This is a genomic window from Rothia nasimurium (assembly GCF_042660305.1).
GTDB lineage: Bacteria > Actinomycetota > Actinomycetes > Actinomycetales > Micrococcaceae > Rothia > Rothia nasimurium.
This window is the reverse complement of the sequence record NZ_JBHSTW010000035.1, coordinates 44,004-57,227: the sequence shown is the minus strand read 5'-3', so window position 1 is coordinate 57,227 and position 13,224 is coordinate 44,004. Positions and strand designations below refer to the sequence as shown.

Genomic DNA, 13,224 nt, shown 5'->3' with positions numbered 1-13,224 from the left:
TCCCCCACCCTCACTGCACCCGCTCACCATCACCCCAGCCCGGCGGCAAGCACCCGCCGGCGGTGGGCACTAGTACACTAGAACAAGAGAACCGCGGCAGCCCCCACACCTTTCACAGCTGCCGCCCCAACCAACCTGTGAAGGATTCACGGCGGTGGCCAACACTCACGATTCAAACCCCCTGCGCGACCCGCGCGACCGCAGACTGACCCGCGTGGCAGGCCCGTCCTCCCTGGTCTTCTTCGGCGTCACCGGCGACCTTGCGCGCAAGAAACTACTCCCCGCGGTCTATGACCTGGTTAACCGCGGCCTGCTCCCGCCCAGCTTTGGCCTGGTGGGTTTTGGACGCCGCGAGTGGAGCCACGAGGACTTCCAGCAGGAGGTGCGCGGGCACGTTGAAGCCCACGCCCGCACCCCCTTTCGCGAGGACGTCTGGAACCAGTTCGCTGCCGGCATTCGCTTTGTCACCGGCACCTTCGACTCCGATGAGTCCTTTGAAAAGCTCAAGGCAACCCTGGCAGAGCTCGACGAAACCCGAGGCACCCGCGGCAACCACGCCTTCTACCTGTCAATTCCTCCCAAGGACTTCGACCAGGTACTACAGAAGCTAGCCGATCACGACCTGGCCAACCACAACCAGCACGAGGGGTGGCGCCGTGTGGTTATCGAAAAGCCTTTCGGCCACAACCTCGAAACCGCCCGCGAGCTCAACGCCATTGTTGAGCGGGTCTTCCCCGCCGATTCGGTCTTCCGTATCGACCACTACCTGGGCAAGGAAACCGTGCAGAATATTCTGGCCATGCGCTTTGCCAACCAGATGTTCGAGCCCCTGTGGAACGCCACCAACGTCGACCACGTGCAGATCACCATGGCCGAAGACATCGGCATCGGTACCCGCGCTGGCTACTACGACGGCGTGGGCGCTGCCCGCGACGTCATTCAGAACCACCTGCTGCAGCTGCTGGCGCTCACCGCCATGGAAGAGCCCGTCAGCTTCAACGCCGAGCACCTGCGCGCCGAGAAGGCCAAGGTGCTTGAGGCAGTCCAGATTCCCGATGATATTGCCTCAGCCTTTGCCATCGGCCAGTACGCTGCCGGCAACCAGGGCGGTGAAGAGGTCAACGGCTTCTTTGACGAGAACGACATTCCCGCCGACTCCCGCACCGAAACTTTCGCCGCCCTCAAGCTGAACATAAACACCCGCCGCTGGGCGGGCGTGCCCTTCTACCTGCGCGCGGGCAAGCGCCTGGGTCGCCGCGTCACCGAAATTGCCGTGGTCTTCAAGAAGGCTCCCAACCTGCTCTTTGGCGGCAGCGCCGATAGCTCCGGCCAGAATGCGATTGTGATTCGCGTGCAGCCCGATGAGGGAATGACCCTGCGCTTTGCCTCGAAGGTGCCCGGCACCCAGATGGAAATCCGCGACGTCAACATGGACTTTGGCTACTCCCACTCCTTCACCGAAGAGTCCCCCGAGGCCTACGAGCGTCTGATTCTCGATGTGCTGCTCGGTGAGCCCCCGCTCTTCCCCCGCCACGAAGAGGTTGAGCTCTCCTGGAAGATTCTTGACCCCTTCGAAGAATACTGGGAAGAAAACAAAATCAAACCCGAAGCCTACGCCCCCGGCTCGTGGGGCCCGGCTTCAGCCCACGAAATGCTGGAACGCGACGGCCGTGCTTGGAGGCGCCCATGATGAAGAAACTCAAAGACACCACTGTGGGCGAAGTTGCCAAGGAGCTCTCCCGCCTGCGCAGTGAGGAGGGGGCGACCACGTCCTCTCGCGTGCTGACCCTGGTCATTCTGGCCGAGAAGGGCCACTCAAAAACCGCTGTTGAGGCGGCCCTGAAGGCATCCTACGAGCACCCCTCCCGCATTATCGTCCACATTGATTACGGTCAGGACGCCGACGATCGGCTCGATGCCCGCATTTACGTGGGCGGCGACGCGGGTGCTTCAGAACTCATCATTCTGCGCGGGTACGGTTCAGCGGCTGTTGCTACCGAGTCCCTGATTTCGGGGCTGCTGCTACCCGACTCCCCCATCGTTGCCTGGTGGCCCCACTCGGTCCCCGAGAACCCAGCAGAGCACTCGATCGGCAAGATTGCCCAGCGCCGTATCACCGATTCAGCCCGTGCCTACGACCCCCTGGGTGTGCTAGAGAAGCTGGCTGCCAGCTACAAGGACGGCGACACCGACCTGGCCTGGATTCGCCTGACCCTCTGGCGTATTCAGATTGCTGCTGTCTTCGACCAGATTGAGCCTGCCCCCGTCAAGCGCGTGGTGGTCTCCGGTTCGTCCATGAGCCCCTCGGTTGTTCTGCTCGGTGCCTGGCTGGGTGACCGCCTGGGCGCTGAGGTGCACCTGCGCACCACCGACGTGCAGCGCGGCCTCTACAAGGTAGAACTTGAACGTGAAGACGGCTCCATCATCATCCACCGCCCCGGTCGCAACATTGCTACCATTTCTTCCCCCGGTGTACCCGACCAGCAGATTTCCCTGCCGGCCCGCTCCCTGGCCGACTGCCTGGCAGAAGAACTGCGCCGCCTTGATCCCGATGAGGTCTACGGCGAGGTGCTCAAGTCTGTTGTCGCCAGTGGCAACATCGTGGTCGATGTGAACGTAGACGATGTGCACGATGAGGGCGCCGACTATACGGAGGTCTACGATGCCTAATCCTATTGTCGTTTCCCATCTTGATAAGGCCCAGCTGCAGCTGGCCGGTGCCACCCGCATCATCAATGTGGCCACCACCGCTGTGGCTGCCCGCGGTATTGCCCACCTGTCGCTAACCGGTGGCACCATGGGCATTGCGGTACTTGCGGGTATTGCAGAAAGCCCGCTGAGCGCTACCGTGGACTGGTCCAAGGTTCATTTCTGGTGGTCAGACGAGCGGTTTGTGCCTCGCGGCCACGCTGATCGCAACGAACAGCAGGCCAAGGACGCCTGGCTCACCTCCCTGGGGCTACCGGAGGAGAACCTGCACGTCATGGGTGCCTCAGATGTTTTTGACACCCCGGAGGCAGCGGCCGAAGCCTACACCGCTGAGCTGGCTCGCTACGCCCCCGAGGGTGAGGCGTCCCCCCTCTTTGACCTGACCCTGCTGGGTATGGGGCCCGATGGCCACATCGCCTCCCTCTTCCCCGACCGGGCCGAGATTCTAGAGGCTGAGGCCACCGCCCTTGCGGTGCACGACTCCCCCAAGCCCCCACCCACCCGCGTAAGCCTGACCCTGCCGGTGATTAACTACTCAGAGCGCATCTGGTTCCTGGTTGCCGGTAGCGACAAGGCCGAGGCAACTGCCCGCCTGCGGGCGGCGTCCGCTCTGCCTGAAACCCAGCTAACCGCCGAAATCCTCACTCAGACCCCGGCAGCTGGGGCCCGCGGCCTGCTCGAAACCCTGATTCTGGCAACCGAGGACGCCCTCGGCTCAGCTTCCTAGAGTTCAGGGATTCAGAGACAAAAAATTCCCGCCTACCGGTGAACCGGTAGGCGGGAATTTTTGATGTAAGCCTAGATAACAGCAACCTCAGAGAAACGCAGCACCAGGGCGTAACCGATAATCGCAAAGACCCACAGCAGAATCACTGTAACGGTCAGGCGAATCAGGTTTTTAGATGCCATGCCCGAAGAGTTCAGAGAGGTGGTCATGCCACCACCGAACATATCTGAGAGGCCGCCGCCCTTACCGCGGTTCAGTAGAACCAGCAGGATGGTAAGAATGCTCGCGATAGCGATGAGGACCATCAGGATAATCTTGAGGGTTTCCACGCAGAACCTTTCAGTCGGGTTGAAGGGCGTTTCGAAGCGCCATCAATCTACTATACCCCTAGTTAGGGTATTTTTTAGGCCTTGTAACGAGCGATGTTAGCGAATTCGGTGGCGTCGAGGGAAGCGCCGCCCACCAGTACGCCGTCAACGTCTGCCTCAGCCATAATTTCGGGGGCTGATGCTGCCTTGACGGAGCCGCCGTAGAGAACGCGAACCTTATCGGCGACCTCTGCGGAGTAGAGCTTGGTCAGTTCCTCGCGGATAGCCTTGCTCATTTCCTGGGCGTCAGCTGCGGTTGCAACCTTGCCGGTACCGATAGCCCAGACGGGCTCGTAGGCTACGACCAGGGTCTCAGCCTGTTCTGCGGTCAGGCCTTCGATGGAGCCGCGCAGCTGGTCCAGGGTGAAGTCGACGTGTTCGCCGGCTTCACGCTTGTTGAGGCCTTCACCGACGCAGAGTACGGGGGTGAGCTCATTGCGGTAGGCAGCCTGTACCTTAGCGGCGCAGACGGCGTCGGTCTCACCGTGGATAGTGCGGCGTTCTGAGTGGCCGACCAGCACGTAGGTTGCGCCGAGCTTCTTGAGGAAGACGCCGGAGATATCGCCGGTGTAGGCACCGGAATTCTGGTCTGAGAGGTCCTGGCCGCCGTAGACGATGTTGAGCTTGTCGCCGTCAACGAGGGTCTGTACAGAGCGGATGTCGGTGAAGGGAGGGAAAACGGCAACTTCAGCGGTGTCGTAGTTGAAGTTGGTGTCGTCCAGGGTCCAGGCCAGCTTCTGGAGCAGGGTCACACCTTCGGTGTGGTCCATGTTCATCTTCCAGTTGCCTGCGATGAGGGGCTTGCGAGTCATGGGCTCGTTCCTTTCGCGAAATCTTGAGGTGGGTGGGCAGGACGCGGCGGGTGCGCCCGTCCTGCCCGCTGGCGGGTTAACCGCCGGGTGGCTTACTGCCACGTGGTGTTGTTTTAGGCGCCGAGTGCTTCGAGGCCGGGCAGGGTCTTACCTTCGATGTATTCGAGGGAAGCGCCACCGCCGGTGGAGATGTGGCCGAACTTGTCGTCGGAGAAGCCCAGGTTGCGCACTGCTGATGCTGAGTCGCCGCCACCGATGATGGAGAAGGCCTCTGACTCGACGAGGGCGTCGGCTACTGCCTTGGTGCCGCCTGCGAAGGCTTCAATTTCGAAGACACCTACGGGGCCGTTCCAGAAGACCAGCTTAGCTTCCTTGATCTTCTGGGCAAAGAGTTCGCGGGTGGCGGGGCCAATGTCAAGACCCTCTGCCTTGGCGCCCAGCTTGCCGCCGGTGAGGTCTTCGATGGGGCGGATTTCGGTGTTAGCGTCGTTGGAGAAGTCATCTGACCAGACGATGTCTGAGGCGATGATGAGTTCGGTACCCTTCTTGGGAGCTTCTTCCATGTAGCGCTTGCAGTTTTCGATCTGGTCTTCTTCCAGCAGGGACTGGCCGACCTCGTAGCCCATGGCCTTGGCGAAGGTGTAGCCCATGCCGCCGCCAATCAGTAGGGCGTCTGCCTTGCCGATGAGGTTGTCGATAACTGCCAGTTTGTCTGAGACCTTAGCGCCACCCATAACAACGACGAAGGGGCGGTCGGGGTTCTTGATGACCTTCTGCAGGACGTCAACTTCGGTCTTGACCAGGTCGCCCAGGTAGGCGGGCAGTTCCTTAGCGATGTCGTACACCGAGGCGTGCTTACGGTGCACAGCACCGAAGGCGTCATTCACGTAGGCACCGTTCTCGCCGGTCAGGGCTGCCAGTTCTGCTGCGAATTCGGCGCGCTTGGCGTCGTCCTTGGAGGTTTCGCGGGCGTCGTAGCGTACGTTTTCAACGACGAGTAGTTCGCCGTCCTTCAGAGCCTCGGCCTTAGCCTTGGCGTCCTCGCCCACCAGGTCGGTTGCGATGATGACGGGGAAGTCTGCCAGTTCTGCCAGGCGTTCTGCTGCGGGCTTGATGGAGTACTGGGGGTCTACCTGACCCTTGGGGCGACCCAGGTGGGCGGTGACGATGACGCGGGCACCGGCATCGGTGAGCTTCTTGAGTACGGGCAGGGAGGCACGGACGCGGCCGTCATCGGTGACGACGCCGTCCTTGAGGGGTACGTTCAGGTCGGAGCGGACGAGAACGCGGCGGCCTGCTACGCCACCGTCAATGAGCTCTGCGAGAGTCTTTGCCATGGGAGTTTTCATCTCCATTGTTTGTGAGGGTAAATGGGGTGGGCACCAGGGCGGTGCCGGGTATAGGTAAGGGTTAGCGAACCGCGCGTGTGCGCGTCGATTCGCTAACCCTATCCTATTGCTGTCTCATGAAAGACCGGTGGATGACAGCTTAGAGAGCTGCAACTACCTTGTTGGTGAACATGACCAGGCGTGAAACGTAGCCGTATTCGTTGTCGTACCAGGCGATAACCTTGACCTGGTTGCCGATGACCTTGGTCAGGGGTGCGTCGAAGACGGTTGAAACGGGCTCACCTTCGATGTCCTTGGAGACGATGGGCTCCTCGGAGTAGGTGATGATGCCCTTCATGGCACCCTCTGCTGCTTCCTTGACGGCTGCGTTGACCTCTTCAACGGTAACTTCGCGTGAAGCGGTGAAGGTCAGGTCGGTGATGGAGCCGGTGGGGGTGGGAACGCGAACTGCGAAGCCGTCCAGCTTGCCCTTGAGTTCGGGCAGAACCAGGCCAACAGCTGCTGCTGCACCGGTTGAGGTGGGAACCATGTTCAGGGCTGCGGCGCGGGCACGGCGCAGGTCTGAGTGGGGGGCGTCCTGCAGGCGCTGGTCAGCGGTGTAGGCGTGGATGGTGGTCATCAGACCGCGCTCGATACCGAACTTGTCGTTCAGTACCTTAGCCATGGGTGCCAGGCAGTTGGTGGTGCAGGATGCGTTTGAAACGATGTTCATGGTGGCTGAATCGTACTGGTCGTCGTTGACGCCCATGACGAAGGTGCCGTCGATGTTCTTACCGGGTGCAGAAAGGATAACCTTCTTGGCGCCAGCTTCGAGGTGAGCCTTTGCCTTCTCACCGTCGGTGAAGAAGCCGGTGGATTCGAGAACAACGTCTACGCCGAGGTCTGCCCAGGGCAGGTCTGCGGGGTTGCGCTCAGCCAGAACCTTGATTTCCTTGCCGTTGACGGTCAGGCCGTTTTCGGAAACAGCAACTTCGCCGTCGAAGCGACCCATGATGGAGTCGTACTTGAGCAGGTGTGCGAGGGTCTTGACGTCGGTCAGGTCGTTGATAGCAACGATTTCGAAGCCTTCGCCGTGCTGCTGTGCTGCGCGGAAGAAGGTACGACCGATGCGGCCAAAGCCGTTAATAGCTACGCGTACAGTCACTGAAATCAAACTCCTAGATACAGTTAGTGACGTTGGTGGACGAGACGCCGGTTCTGGCGTTTCATCGCCGAACTTGGGAAAACGTGGTTCCTTCAGCTCAAGCGGGTGAGCTCTCGTCCGGTTCGTTAACCATCATACCCTGTTTATGTGAGTTTTGGTGTGTTTCTGTCGGCTTTTTAAGTGGACTTGCGTGCGTTTATGGACGCTTGACCCCAGTTTTGACCTGGAAATATGGGTTTTGTCGGGTGAGAGCATGAGGAAGACCACCCAGTAAAGGGCAAACCAACAAAAACCCACACAGCCTAGTTAAGGTGGTTTGTGCCGTTCACGCCCGCTTCGGTGCCGGGGATTCCGCGCTCGGCGGCTCGCTTATCGGCCATAGCAATCAGTCGGCGGATACGGCCGGCGATAGCATCTTTGGTCATGGGTGGTTCAGCCAGGCGGCCCAGTTCGTCGAGGGAGGCCTGCTTGTGGGCAACGCGCAGTTCACCGGCGTAGCGCAGGTGCTCGGGTACCTTATCGCCCAGGATTTCCAGAGCCCGTTCAACGCGGGCACCGGCGGCGACAGCGGCCTGAGCTGAACGGCGCAGGTTGGCGTCGTCGAAGTTAGCGAGGCGGTTAGCGGTCGCGCGAACCTCTTTACGGGCGCGGCGTTCCCGCCAGTTATCGAGGGCGTCAACAGCACCCATTCGCTCTAGCAGCAGGGAGATGGTTTCACCGTCGCGTACGACCACCCGGTCTACTCCGCGCACTTCGCGGGCCTTAGCAATCACATCCAGTCGGCGGGCGGCACCGACCAGGGCCAGGGCGGCCTCGGGGCCTGGGCAGGTAAATTCCAGGGCGGACGAACGCCCGGGCTCGGTCAGCGAACCGTGAGCCAGGAAGGCCCCGCGCATGACAGCTTCAGCATCGGCCAAAGAACCGTTGACCACGGCAGGGGGTAGACCGCGGACGGGGCGGCCGCGTCCGTCCAGCAAACCGGTCTGCCGGGCCAGGGCCTCACCGCCCTGATCAACGCGAACAAGGTAGCGCCCGCCCCGGCGCAGTCCACCACCCGAGATAGAGGTAATGGAAGCCTCATGGCCGTACATTTCGGCGATGTTGTAGCGCAGGCGCTCTGCGGTGGTTTCGAGGTCAACTTCAGCTTCAACCACAATTTTGCCCTGCACCAGGTGCAGACCGTTGGTAAAACGCAGGATGGTGGCAACTTCAGCCTTGCGCACAGATGAGCGCGTGGCCTCGTAGTGAGCCAGCTCTTCTTTGACCGATGCCGTTAGGGCCATGCGGGTCTTCCTCCAAAATTGTGTGTGCTCTCGTCAGCGCGGGGCCGATGTGTGCTCGGCCTTAGTGTTTGAAGACGTGTTTGTAGGCAGCTGCTAATTTGAGGGGGTCGTGAACGCCCGGTTGGTCAGCTTCTGTCACGTCGGCCCAGAGCACCTTCGCCCCTAGCTAGGCTGCTACTTCTTCAAAGGTCTTACTTTCCCCCACCGTGGCGGGATCAGCAATGACTGTATTAACCCTAATTTCTGGAACGTATTCACGCAAAACGAGCAGGTGGTCTGCGGCACTCATGCCACGGGTTTCTTTGGCGTCAAGTTCGAGGTTCATCACCAGGCAAATCTGGGCGCTGGTGTTGAGTATGGCGTCGCGTAGGCCGGGCAGGAGCAGGTGCGGGAGTAGAGAGGTATAGAAGGAACCTGGCCCCAAGACCACCCAGTCGGCCTCGTGCACCGCGCGGACGGCGTCCGGGCAGGCTTCGGTGTTCTCGGGGAGCAGGCGAACCTTGTCTACACGCCCTGCCTTGGCCAGGGTGGCCTGGCCCTGGACGGTATCGCGGAAGGTCACCCCGTGGTCGTTGGTGGTAACGATATCGCCCTCGATTACCAGGGGCCTAGTAGCCATAGGGAGCACGCGTCCGCGGGCGTTAAGCAGGGCCCCGGCCCAGTCCAGCCCGGCGATGGTGTCGTCCAGAAGCTCCCAGAGGGTGACAATCAGCAGATTGCCCAGGGCATGGTTTTCAAGGGCGGTGGGACGTTCGGGGCTGCGGGAGGTGAAGCGGTGCTGCATAACATCGCGCCAGGTGCGCCCCCAGTCGGTGTCGTCGCACAGGGCCGAGAGGGCCATGCGCAGGTCGCCGGGTGGCAGCACGTCCAGCTCTTCGCGGAGCTTACCCGAGGAGCCACCGTCGTCCGCCACGGTCACCACGGCGGTCAGAGCGGTGGTAATGAGCTTGAGGGCAGATAGGGAGCCGTAGAGGCCGTGTCCGCCACCCAGAGCAGTGACGCGCACGGGTAGGTCGTGCCCCTGAGCAGTCACCGGTAGCAGGCCTGTCTCGGGGAAGCGGCTCATGCGGGTTGCCTCGGACATTATTCACGCCCCATGTCGCGGTGGTGGACCGAAATATTGACGTCTTCCAGTTCACCGAGGCGGCGGGCGATTTCTTCGCTCACAGCCACTGACCGGTGCTTACCCCCGGTGCAACCGATAGCAAAGGTTGCATAGAGCTTGCCCTCACGACGGTAGCCAGCAATCACCGGCTGGAGGGCGGCAATGTAGTTGCTGATGAACTCTTCAGTGCCGTCCTGGGCAAAGACAAAGTCGCGGACACCGGCGTCCTGCCCGGTCTGGGCGCGTAAGCCGGGCACCCAGTGGGGGTTGGGGATGAAGCGCATATCGGCCATGTAGTGCACATCGGAGGGAGTGCCGTACTTAAAGCCGAAGCTCATGACGGTGATGTTGACCAGGCGTTCCTTACCCGGGGCGTAGGTTTCGCGCACCTTTTTTGCCAGCTGGTGGATGTTCATGCCGGAGGTGTCGATAACGTAGTCGGCTTCCTCCTGCAAGCCAGCGAAGATGCGGCGTTCTTCGGCAATTGCCTCAGCTACAAGACCGCCCTGTTGCAGGGGGTGGGGGCGGCGCTGGGCTTCGTAGCGAGCGATGATGTCCTTATCGGCAGCGTCCATAAAGAGCATAGAGAAGTCGATATCAGAGGCGCGGAGCTTATTGATAGCTTCGGGCAAATCTGCCAGCTGACGGCGGGCACGGATGTCGATGCCCACAGCAACCTTGGGGAGTTTGCCCGGTGATTCCTTGACGAGCTGGGCCAGAGAACCGAGCATCTGCGGGGGAATGTTATCGACCACGTACCAGCCCTCATCTTCGAGAGTGTTGGCAGCGGTGGATCGACCGGCTCCAGAAATACCGGTAATCACGAGAATTTGCGGCTTGACGGTCTGCTCACTGGAGTTGGGTGACATGAATGGGGGTCTCTCGTTTCCACGCTTCAAACGGTTAGTACTTCTAGCTTAGTGCACCGGTTCACTCTCAGCTCCCTTTTGGGCGGCCTCCCCTGCACTCGGCGTAAAACGCTCCAGGATTTTTTGAGCCATAGCCGGGCCAATGCCGGGTACTTCTTGCAGCTCATCGGCACTTGCTTCAGAGAGCTGTTTGAGAGAGCCAAAGTGTTTGATGAGGGCTTCGCGTTTGGCGGGGCCCAGCCCGGGTACGGTGTCGAGGGCTGATTTGACCATTTCTTTACCCCGCTTAGAGCGGTGGAAAGTGATAGCGAAGCGGTGGGCCTCATCGCGAATACGCTGAATTAGGTACAAGGCGTTAGAGGTTCTGGGCAGGATGACGGGGAAGTCGTCGTCCGGCAGCCAGAGCTCTTCGAGTCGCTTGGCGATACCGACCACATAGATATCGGTAATTCCCAGGTCTTCGAGGGCGCGGGTGGCGGCGGCAACCTGGGGCTGGCCACCGTCCACCACGACCAGGTTGGGCGGGTAGGCGAACTTGGCCGGCTCCTTGGTGTGCAGGTCCTCGTCGCTGATTTGACCGGACGCCCGCACTCGGGCCCCTGGGGCCTCGTCGGTGAGATAGCGGCGGAAGCGTCGGTAGATGACGTCGTACATGCTGGCGGTATCGTCGCGGGCGGCGTCCCCGGTAATGGAGAACTTGCGGTAATCGCTCTTCTTGGGCAGGCCGTCCTCAAAGACCACCATGGAGGCCACCACGTTAGTGCCCTGTACGTGGGAGATGTCGTAGCACTCGATGCGCATGAGGGCTTCGGGCAGTTCCAGGGTCTCTTGGAGTTCTACCAGGGAGGCTGAGCGGGTGGTGAGGTCCCCTGCCCGGCGGGTCTTGTGCAGGGTCAGGGCCTGTTTGGCGTTCTCGGCAACGGTTGCCATCAGCTCAACCCGGTCGCCGCGCTGGGGCACACTAATGGTCACCTTGGCCCCGCGCACACCCGAGAGCCATTCTTCGAGCTTCTCGTGGTTTTCAGGTAGAACCGGCACGTTGATATGGCGGGGTATCTCGTTGAGGTTGTGGTTGATTTCTTCCTCGGTTGACCCAGCGGCCAGGGCGGCAGCGGCCTCGCCGTAGACCTGAACCAGTAGGTGGTCGACCAGGGCTTCGGGGGTGGAGTCTTCGACCTTCTCAACGATCCAGCCCCGCTGGCCGCGAATGCGTCCGCCGCGCACATAAAACACCTGCACCGCAGCTTCTAGGTCATCTTCAACAAAGTTGAACAGGTCGGCATTCACCGAATCGGGCAGCACCACGGCGTTGCGTTCAAAAGCCTTGGTCAGGGCTTCGATGTCATCGCGCAGGCGGGCAGCCTTTTCAAAATCAAAGTCGGCGGCGGCGTCCTTCATCTGCCGAGTCAGGTCGGCAATGAACTTCTCGGCTCCCCCGGCCATGAAGGAGCACAGGTCCTCAGCAATTTTCTGGTGGTCTTCGCGGCTCACCCTACCCACACAGGGGGCGGCGCACTTGTCGATGTAGCCCAGCAGGCAGGGTCGGTCGGACGCCTGCGCCCGGTTGAAAACGCCGGCTGAGCAGGTGCGCACCGGGAAGACCCGCAAGAGGGCGTCAAGGGTTTCGCGGATAGCCCAGGCCTGGGAGTAGGGGCCGAAATAGCGCACCCCCTTCTTCTTTTCCCCGCGCATGACCTGGGCGCGCGGGAAGCGGTCTTTCAGGGTGACAGCCAGGTAGGGGTAGGACTTATCATCGCGGAAGGCGATGTTAAAACGGGGCTTGTATTCCTTGATCCAGGTGTACTCCAACTGCAACGATTCGAGCTCGCTGCCCACCACCGTCCACTCCACCGAGGCGGCCGTGTGCACCATAGCGTAGGTTTTAGGGCTCAGGGAATCTACGCGGGCAAAATAGGAGTTCAGGCGGTTGCGCAGATTCTTGGCCTTACCCACGTAGATAATACGCCCCACCTCGTCGCGGAAGCGGTAGACCCCGGGGTTGGTGGGGATTTCGCCGGACGCCGGGCGGTAGGAGGCAGGATCGGCCACGTGTATCAGGTCCTTTGAGCTAGGTCAGGAGCGGCAGGAGCCTCTAGCCCGCGCTGGGTGCTGGGCTAGATTCCCCCGTCGCGTTCTGCTGACGGTGAGACGTTGTATTCGTTTTTGCGGGGCTGGCCAGAGAGCTGGGCGATAGCGTCTATAATCTGGTCGGTGGTCTGGCGGCGCTGCTTGCCGCTCATACGCTCCCCCAGTTTTTCGAAGGTCATGGGCTCCCCCACCCGCACCGTAAACCGGTGAGGGTAGACCATGTTGGAGCCCGGCTTTTGAATCTTATCGGTACCAATCAGGCCGATGGGCACTACGGTGGCCCCGGTCATGTGAGCCAGCCAGGCTACCCCGATTTTTCCCTTATAGAGGTAGCCGTCGCGGGAGCGGGTGCCCTCGGGGTAGATACCGAAGACTTTGCCCTCGTTGAGGCGGTCGAGGGCGGTTTCGAGGGCCTTCATGGACTCTTTTTTGTCGGTGCGATTGACCGGAATAATGTCGATGACCTGGAAGAGGGTCTTCATGGCCTTGCCCTTAAGACCCGGTGAGTTGACGTACTCAGACTTGGCGAGAAAGGCAACCCGGCGGGGCATGAGGGCTGAGATAATCACCGAGTCGAGGAAGGCCAGGTGGTTGGAGGCCACGATGACGGGGCCCTCAGCGGGGAAGTTCTCAAGGCCGGTCACGCGGGCGCGGAAGACGGTACGGAGCAGGGCTTCGACGGTCTTTTGAGTTGCCTTGTATTTGAGGGACATGAGAACTCCTTGGTGCACAGCTGGCGGGGCCTACCGTGGCAGGCACCCCACCCGGGG

The 13,224-nt window shown here is 61.1% G+C and carries 11 protein-coding genes and 1 pseudogene; 3 read left to right on the top strand and 9 right to left on the bottom strand.

The window, feature by feature from the left end:
• Positions 1-154 precede the first annotated feature (154 nt).
• Genes zwf through pgl form a run of 3 tightly spaced genes read left to right on the top strand, consistent with a single transcriptional unit; the run spans position 155 to position 3,436 of the window.
• The gene (gene zwf / locus ACFP6B_RS11290; protein ID WP_185172973.1) at positions 155-1,690 is read left to right on the top strand and encodes a glucose-6-phosphate dehydrogenase; all 1,536 of its coding nucleotides are present in this window, start codon (positions 155-157) and stop codon (positions 1,688-1,690) included.
• Positions 1,687-2,670, top strand: a complete 984-nt coding sequence (locus tag ACFP6B_RS11285) for a glucose-6-phosphate dehydrogenase assembly protein OpcA (RefSeq protein ID WP_237692910.1) — start codon at positions 1,687-1,689, stop codon at positions 2,668-2,670. Before zwf ends, ACFP6B_RS11285 begins: the two co-directional genes overlap by 4 nt.
• Complete coding sequence (gene pgl, locus ACFP6B_RS11280; RefSeq protein WP_237692911.1) at positions 2,663-3,436, top strand: 6-phosphogluconolactonase; 774 nt, start codon at positions 2,663-2,665, stop codon at positions 3,434-3,436. Before ACFP6B_RS11285 ends, pgl begins: the two co-directional genes overlap by 8 nt.
• A gap of 71 nt (positions 3,437-3,507) precedes the next feature.
• Here the strand turns inward: pgl and secG are convergent, their stop codons facing one another.
• The 9 genes and pseudogenes from secG to ACFP6B_RS11235 all read right to left on the bottom strand — a co-directional run bounded on the left by secG (position 3,508) and on the right by ACFP6B_RS11235 (position 13,167).
• Entirely contained in the window at positions 3,508-3,765 is a 258-nt protein-coding gene (gene secG / locus ACFP6B_RS11275) for a preprotein translocase subunit SecG (RefSeq protein ID WP_237185606.1), read from the bottom strand.
• 74 nt (positions 3,766-3,839) lie between these two features.
• Complete coding sequence (tpiA, locus tag ACFP6B_RS11270; RefSeq protein WP_377130036.1) at positions 3,840-4,616, bottom strand: triose-phosphate isomerase; 777 nt, start codon at positions 4,614-4,616, stop codon at positions 3,840-3,842.
• Positions 4,617-4,729: 113 nt separating this feature from the next.
• A complete protein-coding gene (locus ACFP6B_RS11265) occupies positions 4,730-5,953 on the bottom strand; it encodes a phosphoglycerate kinase (protein ID WP_377130034.1) in 1,224 nt (407 codons plus the stop codon).
• Positions 5,954-6,104: 151 nt separating this feature from the next.
• Positions 6,105-7,109 carry a type I glyceraldehyde-3-phosphate dehydrogenase gene (gene gap, locus ACFP6B_RS11260; RefSeq protein ID WP_237185603.1) on the bottom strand — a complete coding sequence of 335 codons (1,005 nt, stop codon included), beginning with the start codon at positions 7,107-7,109 and terminating at the stop codon, positions 6,105-6,107.
• A gap of 302 nt (positions 7,110-7,411) precedes the next feature.
• Positions 7,412-8,392 carry a DNA-binding protein WhiA gene (gene whiA / locus ACFP6B_RS11255; RefSeq protein WP_237185602.1) on the bottom strand — a complete coding sequence of 327 codons (981 nt, stop codon included), beginning with the start codon at positions 8,390-8,392 and terminating at the stop codon, positions 7,412-7,414.
• 61 nt (positions 8,393-8,453) lie between these two features.
• Positions 8,454-9,458 (bottom strand): annotated as a pseudogene (locus ACFP6B_RS11250) (gluconeogenesis factor YvcK family protein).
• Between the two features lie 17 nt (positions 9,459-9,475).
• The gene (gene rapZ, locus ACFP6B_RS11245) at positions 9,476-10,366 is read right to left on the bottom strand and encodes an RNase adapter RapZ (protein ID WP_377130031.1); all 891 of its coding nucleotides are present in this window, start codon (positions 10,364-10,366) and stop codon (positions 9,476-9,478) included.
• A gap of 48 nt (positions 10,367-10,414) precedes the next feature.
• A complete protein-coding gene (uvrC, locus tag ACFP6B_RS11240; protein ID WP_377130029.1) occupies positions 10,415-12,415 on the bottom strand; it encodes an excinuclease ABC subunit UvrC in 2,001 nt (666 codons plus the stop codon).
• Positions 12,416-12,480: 65 nt separating this feature from the next.
• Positions 12,481-13,167: a lysophospholipid acyltransferase family protein gene (locus tag ACFP6B_RS11235; RefSeq protein ID WP_377130027.1), complete on the bottom strand. Its 687-nt coding sequence runs from the start codon at positions 13,165-13,167 to the stop codon at positions 12,481-12,483.
• Between the last annotated feature and the right edge of the window lie 57 nt (positions 13,168-13,224).

Coding starts and splice junctions, on each gene's coding strand:
- pgl (WP_237692911.1), top strand. CDS start 2,663: ATGCCTAATCCTATTGTCGTTTCCCATCTTGATAAGGCCCAGCTGCAG.
- tpiA (WP_377130036.1), bottom strand. CDS start 4,616: ATGACTCGCAAGCCCCTCATCGCAGGCAACTGGAAGATGAACATGGAC.
- ACFP6B_RS11285 (WP_237692910.1), top strand. CDS start 1,687: ATGATGAAGAAACTCAAAGACACCACTGTGGGCGAAGTTGCCAAGGAG.
- ACFP6B_RS11265 (WP_377130034.1), bottom strand. CDS start 5,953: ATGGCAAAGACTCTCGCAGAGCTCATTGACGGTGGCGTAGCAGGCCGC.
- whiA (WP_237185602.1), bottom strand. CDS start 8,392: ATGGCCCTAACGGCATCGGTCAAAGAAGAGCTGGCTCACTACGAGGCC.
- ACFP6B_RS11235 (WP_377130027.1), bottom strand. CDS start 13,167: ATGTCCCTCAAATACAAGGCAACTCAAAAGACCGTCGAAGCCCTGCTC.
- rapZ (WP_377130031.1), bottom strand. CDS start 10,366: ATGTCACCCAACTCCAGTGAGCAGACCGTCAAGCCGCAAATTCTCGTG.